We start from the raw sequence: 19,034 nt of genomic DNA on the forward strand, positions 1-19,034 counted from the left end.
TAAACTATCCCGAATTTCATTAACTTATCTAGTGATTTTATAATCTGTTAGCCGTAATCATTGTCAAAAGATGACTTAGCTTTATGATTGCCTGTATTCAAACGGAGAAAAGCCTGTACTTTTTTTGAATTTTGCACTGAAATAGGTTGGGTAAGTAAATCCCGTCAACCGTGAAACTTCTGCAAGTGGTACATCTGTCTCCTTTAAAAGCCTTTTCGCTTCCCTGATGCGAACCATCAGCAATGCATCCCGAAATGACATGGCTCCTTCTTCTGAAAATTTCCGGCTCAGTGTACTTTTATGTAGTTTCAATTGATCTGCACAAGTAGATAAATTCCAAGTGGGGTCCCAGTAATTTGACTCTATTAATCCCCGTACTTTTTCATCCAAACTCCGCCCAACACTAGACAACGCTTTCGAAGTTGTTAACAACTGTGCCGTAAATGAAATAAATACTTGAAGGATTTGATACATGACAGGCTCGCTAATCGTATCTTCAAATAGTTTATGATAGGCTTGTTCCAATGCATTGGTTTTCAGGGATTTCGCAGTCATATATCGACGAATTTGAGCAAGGATACTCGTTAGGCGGACACGTACCATTTCAGGAGCAGGAAAAGGTAATTCAAGCGTCAGAAAATCGTGTTCTAACCATTCACGTATTGCTATATGATTTTGCTTTTCTAGCATTTTAATCCATTCTTGTTGTTCAACCGGTGAGAGGAATGGATCCATTTCTCCCCATGTAAGATCATTATCAACAGTAGTTAAGATATCGTAGCCATCATAAAAGATATGTTCTCGAAAGCGACGCATTTTTTTGTAGAGTATATGGTAACTTGTTTTATCGGTAGATTCGTATAAGTAGATGGCAAGCAAAGTATCAGATTGGTTCTTCCACTGCGAGAAAAAGACTCGATATGCCTCTTCTAACTGTTCAACTTCCTTTAAACTATGGACAACGACAATAAAATCAGAAAAAACAAATACGTCAAATAACGTTGGAAATGCATAACCTTTCAATACATTTACAAGATGTGTCAGAGAATCCATTTGTGACGGCACAATCATACTCATTAGCACTGGATGCGTAGGTTGCTTGTCCCCCAACAGCAGATCCCCATACTTTACAATGGATTCATCCGCTTGAATGGGACTCTTAGAATTTGTCTGTTCATTTCTCCAGCGAAAACGTGCCTGCTGTACGTGTTTCATTAAACGTTCTGGTTGAAAAGGTCGAAATAATACGTCTTCAGCTTTGTGCTGCAATGCATGATAAACGGTTTGGAAAGTTCGTTCAGAGGATAGTCCTAACCAAATTGCATGGGCTGGTATGTTGAAGTCTTTTTTAGTACGAAGATCCAAATCGACAATATACAAATGAATATCATGATAATCCGCCAATAATGACCAGTCCTCCACAATGGTTTTCACTTCAACATCATTCCATTGGGATGTCAGCATCCATTTCAAACCTTGCGCTTCAAGTAAGTCCCTTGTAAGAATTAATATATTCAAATAAACTACCTCCTTCCATGTCTTTTCCTTTATTCGGTTTTTTCATAAATAAACACCTTCGATAAGTGCAATTTATATAATGTCTCTTCTTTGTTCACTGGTGCCCTACTACGAATATAAGATAATGAAAAGATAAGTTACTCGAGCAATTGGCAATGCAGGCTCTCCGTATTCCTGTTCAAACGACCAAACAGAGGGAAGTCCGCAATTTGCCTAGCTATTTTTCTGGTGTCCTGAGCGAACTTATCAACAAGACGTGTTCAGCGATACTTTCAAGGACTATGATACTCCATTTAATGGATTTATATATCGATAGGAAACGATACCTGACACCCAAAACCCAAATAAGACATACCTGAAATTAAATAAGTGGAAGGTGAAAGTCCCTGTATTTTTCTGTACATATATACACTTAAAGAACTCAGCCAAAGTAAATATGACTGAGCTCTCTTTTCGTTTAATGAAATTGTATTTACTGAATGGCTTCATGCACAGATACCTGAAATTTCGTACAGTCATCCTTTACTACTTAAACTTGATTTCCATTTCCGTCCATCTTTTCGATGCATCGGTTGAGTGTAGTGATAATACACAAAAGGGAGATCCATGTCTTTGACCCTATCTACATAAGTCCATTTACATAGGTAATTTCACCTTTTCTGGATAAAGCATTTTCAAGGTTTTCGTCAACGATTGTAATCGTCCCATTATCTTTCCTACTCAGATGGTCTATCAATCCTTGTGTATCTTTATTGTTTTCCAAAATGATATAAGCTTTCATATATATAACCCCTTCCCTTAAAAAGGCTGCCACATTACACGATAATTCTGTTTTTTCGCAACATGGTATTCCGAACTACAAATACACTGTTTATTTAACTTAACGATCTCGATTATTGTACATACGAATTACAGTTTCATTTTTCTTGTTCAGTTTTAACAACTCTAGAACATGAGCTATCAAATTAAAACTACCTTTTCGTTCCTCCTCAACACAAAACATTTGTTCCCTCTGAGTAAAACGACTATGTCTATGTCCCATGAATCAGGTAAGGGATTCAATATAGCACTAAATTTAAAATAGATAATCCTATAGAGTGAGCTTGAGCAGCCGAAATTGTATCTTTGGCTGCCTTTATCCATATGAGAAGCCATCTATTCCTTCGTCCCCCAAAACAAAATAGTAAGACGGGAAAACCTTTCTTTTTTATATCACAGTATTGGTCTCCCTTTTTATTAAGTAAGTCTCATTTCACCTTTGTTTATCTCCCTATACTTTAGGTGATAATTAGCTATACCTATGAAAGGAGTGGCCGTATGAAGATTTTATTAGTTATTTCCAGCATTTCTTTTCCAATTATTATGTATTATCTACAGAATAAAAATAAGAGATTTCGAATTGCTTTTAATATGATCGCTGTTATATCAGCCATTATATTTGGAAATATTGCATCGACTTCCATTTACCAAATTCTAATCGACAATGCTGTATTTATGACTGCAATTCACGGTATTTTTCTTAATCCTTTTTTCCTGATGACTGGCGCTTATCTTGGTGTATTCATCGTTTACAGGCTAATGATTTTGACGCTGGATGAAAGATAGTATCTTCATCCATTCTCTAGATAATCTACTATTTCACGTTCACAACAATTTTCAGAAATAGCCTGTAAAAAATCATCACCGTCTCATTCACCAAGATATTTAAACACGCAGTGAATACTACTGAAACCCCATGTTGATTTATGCCATTGCATCCTATTGGCTGAATAGCGTATCCAACAAGCACCCGTCCCTTAACAAAAAAACACTATTCTCTTGTACAAAGATACAAGAAGGATAGCATTTTAGAGGAAAATTGTGTTCATGCATAGGTATTTTTTGTAATAAGCCGTTTCATTACATCCATTTTATTTGAAACTTTGATCCTCCGTCTATATATTGAAGCAATGGCCGATCATCGTCCTTTATGCGTCCAATTACATTGACCTTTTCATCAGACCGTAGATCCCGTTTCGTGATTTGAATCTCTCCCTGATAGCGTCCATACTTTTCGTTATCTATGGTAATCGTACCAAGTGGTCTTTCTTTCATATTGAACGGTTCAACTGGACGTGTTCCAATTAATCCGTATTCTCTTGATTCCATCGATCGGATACAATCACGGGCGGCATCCAATCGATTTGTCTGCGTGACTCCCACTATTTCGAGTAAAGATATATCATGGATTGCCTGTTCAGCGCGCAATTGCAATACTCCCTTTTGGTAAGAAGCGAATTGCTCTAGCGATTCTTCAGACAATGTTAGATCACCAACCAAAACTTTATCCACACAACCGTTTTCAATTAGGTCTAAGAAGGCGGCAAATGGCGAGACGCTTCGATGATCTTCCAACGTTGGCAGTCTTTCAAAAAGGGGACCGCGCAAGTTTCCGTCTCCAGGAGTGAAAGCCATTACGGTCAACCCCTGCTGTTTTAACCACTCATTCACCTTTCTAAATTCGTCTCGGTCAAGTCCAGTTTCGGGTCGCGGATAAAAGTTATGCCATGCCTCCACAGATTCCGTTCGTAGTCCTGTCTGTTTCAATCTTTCAAGCCCATCCTTTGTCAATGTGCTTGCATTTAGTGCTACTTTCATGTTCTTGGATAGCTCGACAATTGTAGATTCCGAAATACCATAGTCAACTCGTAATCCTGTTACCCCCCACTCAAGAAGGCCCTCCGCATTTCCCCATGTGAAACCAAGATGCTCAAGTGACTTCGGCGAAATATCTGCCATTAACTCCATTTCATATTGTTTCGCTATAGCCCCCAGTCTCCGAAGTCGTTCTTTATACAGCTGCGGATTTTCCTCGGGAATATGAAGCGATGTAAATATGGAAGTGAAACCGATATCCCTCGCCTTTTTAAGATAAAATTCAAACTCCTCATTTAAATCATTTCCCAGATAAACAGAAATACCCAGCATATAATCAGCTCCTTTCTGAAAATAAAAAAAGGGGGTAAGCCCCCCTTTTTTAAATACCGTCCGCCATTTCTTCCTTGAACCCAAACAAGAAAGTGAATAGGAATCCAAATGTATAGGCGATTAATAGTCCAAAGAAATAAAACAAGTATTGATTGTCTGCAATAAGTGGGATCAACGAAATACCAGATACGCCGATACCAAGCGAAGCTACTTTCATAACTGCCTGGAAAGCACCACCAACTGCCGCACCCATACAAGCAGTAAGGAATGGGCGTCCTAGTGGGAGAGTTACCCCGTAAAGCAATGGTTCTCCGATTCCTAGAAAACCTACTGGAAGTGCTCCTTTAATTGTGTTACGCAAGCGTTTGTTTTTAGTTTTCACAAAGATCGCAATGGCTGCCCCAACTTGACCTGCACCACCCATTGCTAGTATTGGTAATAATGCCGTATAACCAACAGTATTGATCAATTCTAGATGAATAGGTGTCAAACCATGATGAAGTCCTACCATAACCAATGGCAGGAAGAAACCTGCAAGAACGGCACCTGCAACAACACCACCGACATCTAAAATAACATTGAGTCCGGATGTAATTCCATCAGATAGAACACCAGCAACCGGAACTACTACATAAAGTGAAAAGAAGCCTACAGCCAATACGGTAAGTAATGGAGTAAATATAATGTCAATTGAACTATGCATAACAGATCGGACACGCTTTTCAACCCAAGTCATTAACCAAGCCGCAAAGATGACACCAAATAAGCCGCCTCTACCGACCACTAATGCCTCACCGTAAATCGTAATATCTGCAAGTGCGGGGTTGAACAAAAAGGCTCCAGCAATTGCACCAAGTACTGGTGAACCCCCAAATTCCTTAGCTGTATTCCAGCCTACCAAAATTGCAAGATACATAAAAATGCCGCTTCCAAGAAGAAGTAAAATTTGCATCCATGTTAACGTCGGATCTACACCCGCGTTTTTCGCGAAGTTGGCAGCTCCGTTAATTAGACCCGATGCAACCAGACCTGGAATGAGTGGAATAAAGATGCTACCAATTCTGCGAAGTAGCATTTTAAATGGCGTTTTATTCTTCGCTTTAAGATTAGCTTGGTTTCTTGCTGCTTTTTCACTAAAAGTTAAATCATTTTCATCTGGATCTGACTCTTCCCCAATCGCCAGTCCTGTGACTTTGCTCATCTCCGCAGCAACTTTATTGACCGTCCCCGGCCCCACTACAATTTGCAAAGTGTCATCTTCAATGACCCCCATCACGCCATCGACTTTTCTCAATGTGTCAAGATTCACCTTACTATCATCTTTTAATGCCAAGCGCAAACGAGTCATACAGTGGGATAACCGCTGTATATTTTCCTTACCGCCGATATTCGCAAAAATATCTTGGGCCATACGCTCTTCCTTTTTCATCCCGATCCCCCCATTTCCTTATTTATATAGACTTTCGGACAAAGCCGCCCGTTAGTGCCAATTTTTCAACCGCTTCTTCATACGTACTTTGAAGCAAAATCATGACAATAGCGGTTTTTACATGCTTCTGTGCTTTTTCGTAATAGTTCTCGGCTGTCTCATAGTCAACTTGAGTGGCTTCCATAATGATTCTTTTTGAGCGCTCTGTTAACTTTTCATTAGTAGATTGGACATCGACCATTAGATTTTCATATACTTTCCCAATTCCAATCATGGATGCCGTAGAAATCATATTCAGCACTAACTTTTGGGCTGTTCCCGCTTTCAATCTTGTTGACCCCGTTAAGATCTCAGGTCCAGTTTCCACTTCAATTACCATTTCGGCATGCTTGCTTATTTCAGCATCTTTATTACAAGAAATTGCAACCGTTTTCGCACCTATTTCTCGTGCATAATCCAAAGCACCTATGACATACGGCGTCCTACCGCTTGCGGCTATTCCAATGACAGTGTCCTTCACGCAAACTGAGGCTGATTCCATATCTAGCGCGCCCAAATTCACACTATCTTCAGCCCCCTCAACCGCAGCTGTAAACGCTTCCATTCCGCCAGCAATGAAGCCAAGAACCATTTCAGGTGAAACTCCAAATGTAGGAACACATTCAACGGCGTCAAGAATTCCCAATCTTCCGCTCGTTCCCGCCCCAACATAAATGAGACGACCACCTATTTTAAACGACTGGATAACAGATTCAACAACTTTTTCAATATGATCAAGCTCGTTTGCGATGGCAGAAGGAACTGTACTATCTTCTTGATTCATCGCTTCTAGAATTCCCCTCAAAGACATTTCATCAAGCTGCATCGTCTTACTGTTTCTCTTTTCCGTAGATAATTTCCCAAGCATTCTATCGCCCCTCGTAAACTAGTACTTTTCATTTCATTGTACTTATAAGAAACTATATGTCAACATTATTCTAAATATTACTGAATTTTAATTTCATATAGGAATAAAAAAATAGAAAGCCCTATTCGGTTTAACGGACTCTCTTCATAGGAACTAGAGATAAAAAACGCTAACAATAGCGCTTATGTCAACGACGAAAAAAGCATCGGTTATAGCACCAATGCTTCTTATTTTTGGATACATTTCATCATAAGAAAGTACTTTTCTGCTTCACTTACCTCAAAGCTAAGCATTCGATTCCTTGCTCAACTAAAGCCTCTGTAGCTTAATACGTTTGTTCTTTTTTAACTAAAGTCACTTCAACATACGCTCATCTTTTTTTCCTAATAAAACTGCTAATCCAATAAAAATATACGGATTTGATAAGAGTGTCAATTCAAGAAAAACTAATACCTAAGCAGCCCCTGATTTTTAACTAATGCACCCGTTAGTTGAATAAGAACAGAAAAGCTTACATAACAATCGCGCTCGCTTGCGGAACAACTTTATTGGCGTGATTACATATTTCACTGGCGGTCTGTCAAAATCCATCAATTATAGGCCCGATAACTATTAATTACCTATAATTTATTTGATTTGCTCCGCCAACTCTAAAATAATTCCCTCTGGCCCACTACAGTAGCATAACTTATAACTTTTTTCATAGTGTAGTATCTCACTAAAGATTTTCGTACCTTTCTTTTTCAACTTGTCAACAACAGCTTCAATATCTTCAACAGCAAATGCAATATGCCGGATACCCAGAGTATTTGCGAAAGGTTGCTGAATTTCTCTTTCATCTGACGGATTATAAAATTTGATTAGCTCTATCCATACCTGACCGTCTGGCGTCCCCAATCCTACACATGCTACTTTAACGTCATTAAGCCCAAATACCTGATATATCAACTCTCCTTCCATTTCCCATTCCCCTTGCACCTCAAGGCCAAAATCGAGAAAAAAATCTTTAGCGGCAGAGAGATCTTTTACGATTACACCCACATGATCTATTCTTTGGATTTTCAAATCTCATACCTCCTATGTTCCTGTTATTTTGCAATATCCTGTATTCTTGATACGTTTGTTTGTAGTTCTAATTCGCTGAAAATCGAAAATATCCTTGTTTAATAAAATGGCCTGATTGTTGAACAGGGCACTCTTTCTTCTACAGTACATTTTGTTCGTACTGTGACACAACCAAAATCTTTAAACTTTCTTGTTTCATCCTTTATAGCTTGTATAATAATATTAACTTGAAACATGAAGGGACTGAACTATGCGCAGATATCAATATCTTGACCCCAACATAAAAATATAATGGAGGTGAAAATATTGATTACAGAACTACAAACAGAAAGATTAGTGTTAAGAAAAATGAAATCATCTGACTCGGCTAGCTTGTTTACAATTTGGTCTGATCCAGATGTTACACAGTTTATGAATATCAATAGTTTCACCGATGAAAGTCAAGCAGTAGATATGATTGAAATACTTGATAAGTTATCTCGAGAAAACATAGCTATTCGTTATTCAATAATTGAATTAGAATCAAATAAAATTATCGGTTCCTGCGGTTACAATTCCTTAGATTTCGAAAATGCCAAAGCTGAAATCGGTTACGACATTAGTAAATCTTTTTGGGGCAAGGGATATGCGCCCGAAGCCATTCTCTCTTTAATGGACTATGCGTTTAACACTTTAGAATTCAATAGAATAGAAGCAAAAGTCGAACCTGAAAACATCAATTCCATAAGAGTCTTACAAAAGTTAAACTTTACATTCGAAGGAACAATGAGAATATGCGAAAAATCAAAAGGAAAGTTTATTAATCTCAGTATTTATTCCAAATTAATGACAGATTAACTGATAGTGCATAGCCTACATTTTGATGAATGTAGGCTGTGCACTATCTTGTATTGAAAAGTTTAATTAACGTAATAAGTTAAACAGTATGTGTCGAATGTGACATAAAAAGAATGGAATTTCATTTCTCTTATTTAACTAAACTGCCCCCCGTTAGTTCAACAAGGCTTGTTTACCCTTCAACGATTACAAGATATTTTTTGATTTCTCCTTCAGATTCAACAATTAAAATATCTCCTCTTTCTTTGGTGGAAAAAATCTTTGCACCAACAGGAAGTTTATTCGACATCTCATCTTTAAAATTTGTATTTGCATCATTTTTTGTTTTTATTTCACCAATTTGAATATCTTTTGTTAAAGACAATTCTTCAACCCAATCAATATTAGTTTTGTAGATAACTCCATCATACTGAAAAATATCAGCATCAGAGTCCAATGTTAAAACTTCTTCTGCATCAATACTATCAATTGTTACTGTGGTTACTTCCCCTTCATTCGAACATCCACTAATCATAAATAACGCTAATGCAATCAGGACATAAAATAACTTTTGAACCAATGTAATGCCCCCTTTATATATATAGTCGGAAATACTCTATCATAAGTTTCATCTTGAACTAACCTGCCCTTTAGTTGAATAAGAAAAGGGTGCTTAACCCCTAATAGAAGTAAAGCACCCGTTAGTTCAATAAGATTTTAAAGACCTCTATTTTCATCAAACCATTCATCTGTATTCCAATCGGCTATCATTCCTCCCAATGGCGGAAAAATTAATTTCCCATCATTAGATTGAACAAAGCTTAATACTAACTTACCTTCAATTAGAGATTGCCACGATTTTTCTTGTATAATATCTAGAATATTAAAAGCAATTTCAGGATATTTCTTTGCAAAAATATCATAATTTCTAAATGCTAATACAAAACCTTTATGATCAGGAACCTTATCAGATAAACAATCGTTAAACGCATCTAAATTTTCACCATAATAGGCTGGAAATTTAAGAGTTTTGGCTAAATCTTTGTGATAGTTGTCCGTCTCCCATTCAGTACAATCAAAGGAATATATATCAAAACCTTCTTGTCTAACTGTTTCAATATTTTCTTCATAAATGCTATGATTCCAGAACAGAGTAACACACCCATCCTGCATAAGTTCCTTCCAGTATTCCATTTTACACCTCGCAATATAGATTTTTAATTCAACTAACCTGCTTCGTTAGTTGAACAAGATTATCGATTTATTTTGAAGAGGCATACTTTCAATGCTTCTCTTTTTACTTCTTCTTCCATTTCATCAACATCATAATCTCTAATCTCTTCAAATGGAAAGCCATCGTGATATGGAAATCTTAGAAACTCCTCAATAATAGGCTCAATTTTATGTGTAATTTCGATTTCACATCCGAATGGTAAGGCAGTGTCATAATCTGATATTAAATTAAACTTTATTTGTGCTGATTGCCAATCGAACCAAATATAGAAGAGCATTCTATCTTGATTCTTTGAACTTCTTATTTGTTCGCGTCTGTTCGTCATCACTCTTTGGAAAAAATCTGTGAAATCTTCCACTACTATCTCAGTCGCTAATTCCTTGCTGATAGACATTGACCAAGTGTTGTTTGCTGTTTCTTCGACTAAGTCTTGCATACTATCGCCAATAAACAAAGGGTCAACAACTATTTCTTCAAGGGATTGAAAAAACTCGTTTTTATTCATGATTACTCCTTCTACAAATAGCATTTCATAAAATCCATTTTACTACTTCTTGTTTAACTAACATACCCCGTTAGTTAAATAACAAAAAAAGAATCCCTGAAATGGGACTCTTTCGCGTTTACATTTCACTCCATATTTTGAGGCTAAAAAAACAATCAATAAATTTTCAACCTTACTTGCAAATTAAAAACTGCATGTAGCCCAATCTACAAACAACCTCAGGCCATCCTCTTGTGTATTTTCTGCGTGGCTATTAGTGGCACACACAATACCATTTCTTTTTTTCTCGAGACAAGAAGTCACCCCTATGTACCCAAGTGACTTCGCTTCACAGCTCGGGTACATAGGGGGGAGAATCCTCTCGCGTGTCAACGATCTTTCCTCTGGCTAGAAAACTCAAAGGGAGCTTTCAACCCAAACATAAGATAAAAAAAGCACTATGCCAATCTTAGAATCACAATAGAAGCACTGTTTACCGGAGTACTAGGTGAAACATTATTAGACAAAGTAGTCTGTCCATCGATATTTCTCAAAGTAATGACATCCGACGCATTTAAAGTAGTAACGACCTGGCCACTATATGTTTGATTACCAGACCCCGAACCATAATTGGAACCTGCTATTTGGTTATTGCCATTAAATAAAGCGAATGCAGAAGTTCCCTGTTGAGGAAATACTTCATAAGTAATGAGATACGTTCCAGTTTGGGTAATAGTAATAGGTGCTGTTCCGACAGAATGTGTCACAAACCCGGGTGGTGTAATATTTCCATTTGTATTAAAGGTAACTTGAGCACCACTTGCGAGGTTGCTTTGTTGGGTTGTGTCATAAATAAAAGCAAATCCAGGAATTCCTGCACCTGGTGGTCCTTGTTGTCCTGGTGGTCCCTGTTGCCCTGGTGGTCCTTGTTGTCCTGGTGGTCCCTGTTGTCCTGGCACTCCTGGTGGCCCTACTGATCCTCGAGAACCTACAGTACATCGAGGTAATGGATAGAGACATTTCTTGCAACTACTGCATGAGCAATTTCGTTCACATGAACTCAAAAAAATCACCTCCTTCGTTAGATTCTTTACTATTATATTCAAGTTAATTGTTTCCGCTTGTGCACCCTGAGACAAATCATAAAACGGAGTAGCATTTGCTACTCCGTTTCGTTTGCATTACTTAATTCCTATTTAAATTTTCACAGACCCGGATCTGTCACCAATACAGGTGCTTTTGTATTTTTACCAGGAACACTATCACCTGGTTGAATTTTTAAACCGCGCAATTTCTTAAAGTTATGACGCTTTAAAAACATAAAAAAAGACCATCTATCGACATTCCTATTCTTGAATTACACCACCCGTTAGTTAAAGAAGAAAAGAGCTACCTAAGCAGCCCCTGTTGTTCGACTAAAGCATCCGTTACTTTAAGTGTAATTCTTCACAAACTATTAGCAGGTTTAATTAAAAGTCTTTTTTGTGTAAATAAAAAAACTGAGTGAGAAATAATGCTCAGTTCTTTTGCTGGGATCCAGTTTCATAACTGTACAATTATATTATTTCCGTACACCTATAAAGGGAAAGGCAGCTTAATGCCATAACGTTGCAATAAAATTGTAAGTCAATGTAATTGCTAACGTATTATAAATTGGAAATTCACATAAAAATCATAGAGCTACAATCACAGGCTAAATAAGAAAAACAGCTTCCTTATGAAGACTGTTTCATCCCGTGAGGATATCCCTTTATTAATCATAAAACCTTAAAATCTTTCATACTTTCTCCAAGAATATAATGTGAAAACCACATCAAATTCTGCTTCATAATAGCTACATTAATTTCTGGCTGGTAAGAACTATATGCCATTCCTTTAAAAATAATTAATTCTGTATCAACTTCCATATCCCTTAATCCTTGATATAGCTCATATGCATTTGGAGTTGGAACTCTTGCATCCTTTTCGCCATGTTGGATTAAAGTGGGCGTACAGGCTGATTTAATATATGTCATTGGTGATGTTTTAGTATATATCTCTGGATCATTCCATGGATTATCCCCTAAATACATCTTAATAAAGTAAGGTATATCTGTATTTACATAGTTAGTACTCCAATTAGTAATTCCACCTCCAACTGAAATAGCTTTAAATCTACTACTAAATGTAGAACAGAAAGCTGATATATAACCCCCGTTGCTCCATCCCATAACCCCTACTCTATCTTTATCTGCAATCCCTTTGTCAATTAGTTTATCCACTCCAGATACAACATCATCGTAGTTAACAATTCCCAGTTTTCTATAGTTTGCTTTTAAGAATTCATTACCATAACCAGAACTCCCCCTATAATTTGGTTCTAAAACTATAAAACCTTTTTCGACAAACTGTTCAATAGGATATTTCTCATTAAAACAGTCTGAAAATATTGGAAAGGATGCCCAAGCCGGTCCGCCATGGATTACCACTAAAAAAGGATATTTTTTATTTGCGTCAAACTCTACTGGGGTTGATAAAACTCCCTCTATTTCAAGACCATCACTACTTTGCCATGAGATTATTTCCCTGTTACTTTTAAGCTTTCCTTTGAAAAAACTATATTCATTCGTTATTTTTTTATCATCTAAATAGATTTCAAAGGTTTCATTTGTTAATGCCTTATTATAGGATATATAAATTCCATCCCTTGTTATAGAAGCTTCCATTATAAAGCTACCTACTTTTTCGCTTAACATTTCCACAGTGCCATTCTCAGATAACAACCCAATAAGGTAATTCGTTTTATACTGCCATCTAATTAAAATTCCTTTAGCTGTCCACCGTAATGGAATAACCGTACTATCAAAATCTGTTAAAGGTTGAATTAGCTCTCCATTATTAATATCATATATCTCTAGTGTACTGTCTTGTATATGGGTCTTGTTTATGGGTCTTATAATAATCCTTCTCCATTATGCTTGCTGAGTAACATATTTTGCTGCCTTCAGGAGAAAAGCACACGCTCCCTCCCAACAATTTATCTATATTCATCTTTTGTAACTCTCCAGCTTTAATAGCTAGTATGTATAGATCTCCATTACTATAATCCTCAAAATTCGGGGTTGGTGTAGCCATAAATACAGCCTTTTCCCCATCATTTGAAATATCAAATTCATGAATATGAAAATTCTGACCATCAGTTAGTTGATAAACAACGCTATTTTCATGTTCATATTTATCATTTTGTATTTCAATGTAATATAAACAATTATTCTGGTATTCCTTACCTATATGATGAAAATCTCCATATAGTTCCTTACGTTTCTTTATCGCCTCAGATTCTTTTGACTGTGCAACATAATAAAAACCCTTGCCAGTAGGCTCCCATTTTAATTTACTGATCCCTTCTTTCTCATCAGTAATTTGAACCCCACTATAACCATCTATTGACTTAACAAAGATTTGATTTTTCTTATTATCCCCGTCACCAACTGGGCTAAGATATGCGATATTCCTAGAATCTGGAGACCATAATGGGTATGTACTATCTATATCCCCAGTTGTTAATGGGTAACACTGCTCCTTATCTTTTTCATATATCCATACATGATTCCTATATTTATTATCTTTCCAGTTAGCTGTCTTCTTGACAAATGCTACGTTTTTGCCATCTTCACTTATGTTTGTATCTGAAAAGTTGGTAATGAAATAATCTCTTCTATACTTAGATATGTTTCTTCATTCATTTTCATTAATAAACCCCCTCGTTAACTCTCTTCCAATAAAGTTTGCAGGTACAGGGCTTAGTTTTAATTCTCTTGCCCAGACAGAAAGTTGACCTATGTGGTGAATTTCGTGAGTAATTATATGGTGTAATATATCATCAAAAGTGTATTTATCTTCATCCCAAGAAACACTGACTAGTTTTTCTTTTAAACCTTCAAAATTTGTTTTTATAAATTCAGCTATTTCATTTCGTGTTATATCTGAAAGTGATTTAACCTTTTCAAGTGTATGATAATCGGCAAACTGAAGTACAATATCTTTTTTGCCTTGAATTCCTCGAATCCAACTATATTCCACATCAATTATATGAAAAAGTGTATATAATATGTTTCCTACTCCACCCCTACGGTCTTTTAACAACTCTTTAATTGTCAGTTGATGGCACCAGACAAACCATTCATCTCTTACCTGCCAGTTGTATTCAAAGAATTTAATCATTGTAAGCACTCCAATCTATCTTATTACATTATATTTCGATGTAAATGCAACTATTTCTTTCTACAACTAACCTGCCCCTGTCGTTCAACTAAAGCACCCGTTAGTTCAATAACAAAAATTTTTTTTATTGGTTCACACCAATATTTACACTCCATAACCTTTGAACATTCACTAAATTCTGTTCATTGAATTCCATGCTATAAATATCAGGTTTTGATGTGCTATGTAAAAAATTCAAGTCATAAGTGCTATCGAAATATCCCATCATCAAGGTCATAACTGCCCCGTGAGTACCTATCACTACTTTTTTATCTCTAAAAGTATCTAATAATTCTTTTAAGACTTTTATAGCTCTTTTTTGGCTATCAGCATTTGATTCTCCTCCCTCTAAAGAGAAATTTGATTCGGAAAATGACTTCTTCAAAAGTGGAACCAATTCCTTATCAGATACTCGATTGTCTTCAGAAGAAAATACCTTCTCTTTTAAATCTTCAAACACTAAAACTTTTTGCCCTATTTGTTGAGCTAACTTTTCAACAGTTAAAATTGAGCGTACGTATGGACTTGAAACAACTGCATCAACTTCTTCATCTTTCATTATGTCGGTTACTCGTTGAGCATCTAAATAACCTTTTTCGGTTAATCCCCTTGTTCTTTCATTTCCTTCTTTTGGCGACTCACCGTGTCTCACCATATAAACAAATGTACTCATAATATATTTCCCCCAAAAGTGTATCAAATTTACCGACAGCCCTGTACTACTAAAGCACGCCGTTAGTGAATAGGATTCTCTATTTCTATTCATTATTTAACCTATCGAAATTATCTAATCCGTTTAAATTCTTTTAATTTATTCATTCCTAAAGTCATAGGTATCATCAATAGCAATTTCTATACCATTAACTACAATCGTTCCATTATCTATCCATCGAACTTCTTTAACATTTGGCATCACAAGAAAAATATTCTTTTTCAGACCTGAGTTAAAATCTTTTAACACCCCCACATATGTTACGTCGTTATGGAATATTAGACCTCCGTTGAAATAAACCGTTATACTTTTCTCCCCATCTGGCGAAATATAAATACCTTCTTCATTATTCTCATTCACTTGAATACTACTTAGCGTTGGGTTTAATACTTGATACAAAAATAATATGCCCAACAAAATAATGATTGACAAAATCAATAATGAAATTTTGATTAACTTACTCATTTTATTCATCGTCCCCCTAAAATCATTCATATTAGTAATTCTATACAAATATTTCATCTTTTTTGAGGACGTAATTAACACTCTTCAAGTTCGAATTTTCTTTCAGTTTATAGCTGGTTTCTAAGTTTTATTCTTCAACTAAACTGCCCCGTTAGTTCAATAAGAAAATAATTTAATAAGAAATCAAACATTAAAATTATGGCAATTAAATTTAAAATCCCTTCGCTAATAGTTAGAATATATTGTTTGGGGTTCTGCGAATATTTACACTCGAAAAATGCCCTTACTGCGTAATCTACTACAATGTAGAAAAACGATGCAATTAGTAACAGGTTTATCGAATAATCTTTAATTATGATTAAGCTATTGATAACGATAAGTGCAATCATAGAAGTAATTCTGATAGTCCAATCAATTTTCCCATGCAATTCGTTGATGTGATTGTATGAAAAAAAGGGTTTTTTTTCTTTCTCGATTTTGAGTATTTTTCTCAAAAGTAACTTAACTATTGTATTTAAAACAAACAAAATCAATAAAAAAAATGCGATTTTTATCCAAATCATACAATACCCCCTTATTTAACTAAACTGTCCCGTTAGTTGAATAACGAAATAATCAATCGTTTAGTAAAGTGTAACACGTTTACAAATATTGGTACGAAGAGATTATATAGAAGATTGTTGTTTGCACAACTGCTATGTGGTTTATGAATTCCTTTTGCGAAAAGAATCCAAAGGGACAGAATGGCAATATATATAAGGTACAGTAGAGTATTCACTTTTCTAATGAGAGCATAACAAAAGGACTTGCATATATAGAAATTAATCATAAACGCAAGTCCTTTTCTTATTAAACTAAGTTGGCAATAGGTAAGTATTTGATGTTATCTCCAGCTTTCCCTCTGCTCCGCACGGAACGTGACAGTTTCCCGTCATTCCGCGTACCATCTAACGATTTGTACTAGACTAAAAGTTCCTCGTTACCCTTAGACAAATATAGTGCCTAAATTCTTTCTGCTAAGAGCTAGCACTGTGCAAATCCCACGTTCTTGCCCGATCGGTGCGACGAACGCTTGGAAAATAATCATTCCATTTCGCAAGACTTGGGCCTGTTCCTCTACCTCCATTACAGAGGTTTCGCAGGTCGTCTCCCTATCCTTATAAGGACAAATACATTTTGCTATAAGACTTATAACAACCGTTTCGGATGCCAGCCCTTGATTCAACGTAGCTATACATTCTAAATGTAGGTGCTTCCATTAAGCATGTGAACTGGATTCCCCCATTGTTGAACGGTTTTATGTTACCCGCACCTCTGGTTGATATAAAGCCTTTCACGGATGTATTTAACTTTATTACTAAAAAAAGCTGGTATCACACGTAATTCAGGTTCTTTATGCGATGAAACTTGGTTATTTTATATAGATGAATAAACCTTCTATATTTTCGACTCGATGCTAAAGTACAGGTTTATCAGTTGCATCTGTACTTGAATGTAGGTTCTGTCTGAATATAAAAAGCATTTCTGACCTGTGCACACCAATTTGCAAAGGCGGATCTCCATTCGGGTGTTTTAAAGAACTGCTCAACAGTTTGAGTTTCAGAATGCCAAACAATAAATAGGTTGAGTGGGGCAATTCCACCAGCCCAAATCCCATTATTTGTGTCAGTATCTTCTTCCCTTACTAATAAAAGGGGTAGTCCAAATTGAAAGGCCATTGAAGGTTCTACTTGTGAATAAACAGATCCTTCCCAGAATGGAGTGGATGGTGGAGGGGGTCCAGTATTGACTTCAACTGTTTGAATTTTAAAACGACGAAGGTTTACTGCCAACATTCCATAGCTTGATGAAACTAACCGACGTATATCAGTTAAAATAGATTCGGGATAACTTTCGCTTAAGGGTAATGTACGCGGAAAAAGCAAAGCATTCTCAATCTCAAAAATTAGACGGTTTAGAAACCGTTGTTGGTTGTCATTTAAATGCGTTGTCGTACTTAAAAATATGGGAATACGGTAAGCACGGTCAATACACTCTAGGTGTGCTGATTCTATTTTTTCTTTATCATTCTCCTTGCATAAATCGTTATGTCTATCATTATTCATTTTCTCACCTCCTTCTTTATTAATATATGGAAAAGAACTAAGGGAGCTTGGACATAGCAACCGAATTCTAGATAGATATGAATATTTTGTGTTCAAAATTAACCATCAATCAGAGAAACCAATACTGGCTGAAATGATTCTGCTTAGAATACGCCATTCGTTACTGAAAACTCCTCATATCCCGCGTCATTGCTTTTAAAGTCTGACACGAGTGATAGAGACGTCTGTAACATCGGAATGTAATAGAACCAAAAAAAGTGACAGCCTCCAATTACGGAAACGGTCACTTTTTAATTTGCCAACAAAATCATTGACTCAGCTTTCAAAGACATCCAGTATTCAAAATGTTTATTGTGGAGTGTAATTATCTCTTTGATCCCTCTTGTAATCAAGATCCCTAATACATTATAAAAATGCTATCTTATTGAACTAACCTGCCTCGTTAGTTCAATAAGGAATGCTTCCAGACTAGAATTCCTTTAGTCTTCCCCCTAGAAAACAAAATTCCTTTTTCCCCCTAAACATTAACTAATGATTACCAATTTCCTTGAGATGAGTTTCTACCACTGAACAATTTTTCTTCAAAAAATAACTTTGATAAATCTTTTTTGAGCATTTGCATTCGTTCAGTACCTATGTTTTCACTCCAACGTCCCTCAATCTCAGTTAGTATCTTCTCTTTTGCTTTCACTACTGACCAACCTCGTTCGGTCAAAACAATAATCTTCCCTCTCTTATCCGTCGGATGAGTATTACGTAATACATAACCCCTTTTTTCAAGATAATCCACCATTTTACTTACAGCCTGCTTTGTAATTCCTAAATACTCAGCTAGTTCTATACCCGTCGCTCCATTAGGAATGATACATTTAAACATAAAGCCATGTGCAGGTCTGAAATCTTCAAATCCCAATTCACTTAATCTTTCATGCAGTTCATTAATAGATGCACTAAAGGATAATGACAAAAGTGATGTAAGATCCAATTCGCTAGGTATTTGATGATTCATACATAAACCTCCTTGTACATAGTCAACTAGGTTGACTTTGTTCGAATTCCATTGTACTATTCAAAAAGTAGTCAATCAAGT

18 protein-coding genes and 1 pseudogene are annotated in these 19,034 nt (G+C 36.2%); 2 read left to right on the forward strand and 17 right to left on the reverse strand.

The window, feature by feature from the left end; all coding sequences use genetic code 11:
• Window positions 1-81: 81 nt before the first annotated feature.
• The gene (locus FQ087_RS12195; RefSeq protein WP_149580880.1) at window positions 82-1,518 is read right to left on the reverse strand and encodes a helix-turn-helix transcriptional regulator; all 1,437 of its coding nucleotides are present in this window, start codon (window positions 1,516-1,518) and stop codon (window positions 82-84) included.
• Window positions 1,519-2,140: 622 nt separating this feature from the next.
• Window positions 2,141-2,299 (reverse strand): hypothetical protein, encoded by a 159-nt coding sequence (locus FQ087_RS22445; protein WP_188006734.1) that lies wholly within the window; start codon window positions 2,297-2,299, stop codon window positions 2,141-2,143.
• Window positions 2,300-2,835: 536 nt separating this feature from the next.
• Between FQ087_RS22445 and FQ087_RS12200 the strand changes: the two genes are divergently transcribed.
• The gene (locus FQ087_RS12200) at window positions 2,836-3,123 is read left to right on the forward strand and encodes a transposase (protein ID WP_149580881.1); all 288 of its coding nucleotides are present in this window, start codon (window positions 2,836-2,838) and stop codon (window positions 3,121-3,123) included.
• A 294-nt stretch (window positions 3,124-3,417) separates the two neighbouring features.
• Here the strand turns inward: FQ087_RS12200 and FQ087_RS12205 are convergent, their stop codons facing one another.
• The 4 genes from FQ087_RS12205 to FQ087_RS12220 all read right to left on the reverse strand — a co-directional run bounded on the left by FQ087_RS12205 (window position 3,418) and on the right by FQ087_RS12220 (window position 7,886).
• Entirely contained in the window at window positions 3,418-4,485 is a 1,068-nt protein-coding gene (locus FQ087_RS12205; RefSeq protein WP_149580882.1) for a DUF871 domain-containing protein, read from the reverse strand.
• Between the two features lie 49 nt (window positions 4,486-4,534).
• On the reverse strand, window positions 4,535-5,914 hold the full coding sequence (locus FQ087_RS12210; RefSeq protein WP_149580883.1) for a PTS transporter subunit EIIC: 1,380 nt from the start codon (window positions 5,912-5,914) through the stop codon (window positions 4,535-4,537).
• Between the two features lie 22 nt (window positions 5,915-5,936).
• Window positions 5,937-6,821 carry an N-acetylmuramic acid 6-phosphate etherase gene (gene murQ / locus FQ087_RS12215; protein ID WP_149580884.1) on the reverse strand — a complete coding sequence of 295 codons (885 nt, stop codon included), beginning with the start codon at window positions 6,819-6,821 and terminating at the stop codon, window positions 5,937-5,939.
• A 627-nt stretch (window positions 6,822-7,448) separates the two neighbouring features.
• Window positions 7,449-7,886 (reverse strand): VOC family protein, encoded by a 438-nt coding sequence (locus tag FQ087_RS12220; protein WP_149580885.1) that lies wholly within the window; start codon window positions 7,884-7,886, stop codon window positions 7,449-7,451.
• Window positions 7,887-8,192: 306 nt separating this feature from the next.
• Between FQ087_RS12220 and FQ087_RS12225 the strand changes: the two genes are divergently transcribed.
• Window positions 8,193-8,723 (forward strand): GNAT family N-acetyltransferase, encoded by a 531-nt coding sequence (locus FQ087_RS12225; RefSeq protein ID WP_149580886.1) that lies wholly within the window; start codon window positions 8,193-8,195, stop codon window positions 8,721-8,723.
• 172 nt (window positions 8,724-8,895) lie between these two features.
• On the opposite strand, the gene FQ087_RS12230 is transcribed toward FQ087_RS12225, so the two are convergent.
• The 11 genes and pseudogenes from FQ087_RS12230 to FQ087_RS12280 all read right to left on the reverse strand — a co-directional run bounded on the left by FQ087_RS12230 (window position 8,896) and on the right by FQ087_RS12280 (window position 18,953).
• Complete coding sequence (locus tag FQ087_RS12230) at window positions 8,896-9,282, reverse strand: hypothetical protein (RefSeq protein ID WP_255452312.1); 387 nt, start codon at window positions 9,280-9,282, stop codon at window positions 8,896-8,898.
• Window positions 9,283-9,419: 137 nt separating this feature from the next.
• Entirely contained in the window at window positions 9,420-9,896 is a 477-nt protein-coding gene (locus tag FQ087_RS12235) for a barstar family protein (RefSeq protein WP_149580887.1), read from the reverse strand.
• 59 nt (window positions 9,897-9,955) lie between these two features.
• Window positions 9,956-10,441: a hypothetical protein gene (locus FQ087_RS12240; RefSeq protein WP_188006735.1), complete on the reverse strand. Its 486-nt coding sequence runs from the start codon at window positions 10,439-10,441 to the stop codon at window positions 9,956-9,958.
• A gap of 437 nt (window positions 10,442-10,878) precedes the next feature.
• A complete protein-coding gene (locus FQ087_RS12245) occupies window positions 10,879-11,379 on the reverse strand; it encodes a hypothetical protein (RefSeq protein ID WP_255452313.1) in 501 nt (166 codons plus the stop codon).
• A 798-nt stretch (window positions 11,380-12,177) separates the two neighbouring features.
• Window positions 12,178-14,151 (reverse strand): annotated as a pseudogene (locus FQ087_RS12250) (S9 family peptidase).
• Window positions 14,138-14,623, reverse strand: coding sequence for a DinB family protein (locus FQ087_RS12255; protein WP_149580888.1), 486 nt, complete (start codon window positions 14,621-14,623; stop codon window positions 14,138-14,140). The pseudogene FQ087_RS12250 and the gene FQ087_RS12255 overlap by 14 nt, the downstream one beginning before the upstream one ends.
• Window positions 14,624-14,747: 124 nt before the next feature.
• Window positions 14,748-15,335, reverse strand: coding sequence for a histidine phosphatase family protein (locus FQ087_RS12260; protein ID WP_149580889.1), 588 nt, complete (start codon window positions 15,333-15,335; stop codon window positions 14,748-14,750).
• Window positions 15,336-15,473: 138 nt separating this feature from the next.
• The gene (locus FQ087_RS12265; RefSeq protein ID WP_149580890.1) at window positions 15,474-15,839 is read right to left on the reverse strand and encodes a DUF5412 family protein; all 366 of its coding nucleotides are present in this window, start codon (window positions 15,837-15,839) and stop codon (window positions 15,474-15,476) included.
• A 134-nt stretch (window positions 15,840-15,973) separates the two neighbouring features.
• Complete coding sequence (locus FQ087_RS12270; RefSeq protein WP_149580891.1) at window positions 15,974-16,402, reverse strand: DUF4181 domain-containing protein; 429 nt, start codon at window positions 16,400-16,402, stop codon at window positions 15,974-15,976.
• Window positions 16,403-17,311: 909 nt separating this feature from the next.
• A complete protein-coding gene (locus FQ087_RS12275) occupies window positions 17,312-17,944 on the reverse strand; it encodes a hypothetical protein (RefSeq protein WP_149580892.1) in 633 nt (210 codons plus the stop codon).
• Window positions 17,945-18,479: 535 nt separating this feature from the next.
• Window positions 18,480-18,953: a MarR family winged helix-turn-helix transcriptional regulator gene (locus FQ087_RS12280; RefSeq protein ID WP_149580893.1), complete on the reverse strand. Its 474-nt coding sequence runs from the start codon at window positions 18,951-18,953 to the stop codon at window positions 18,480-18,482.
• Between the last annotated feature and the right edge of the window lie 81 nt (window positions 18,954-19,034).

This window comes from Sporosarcina sp. ANT_H38, assembly GCF_008369195.1.
Classification (GTDB): Bacteria; Bacillota; Bacilli; order Bacillales_A; family Planococcaceae; genus Sporosarcina.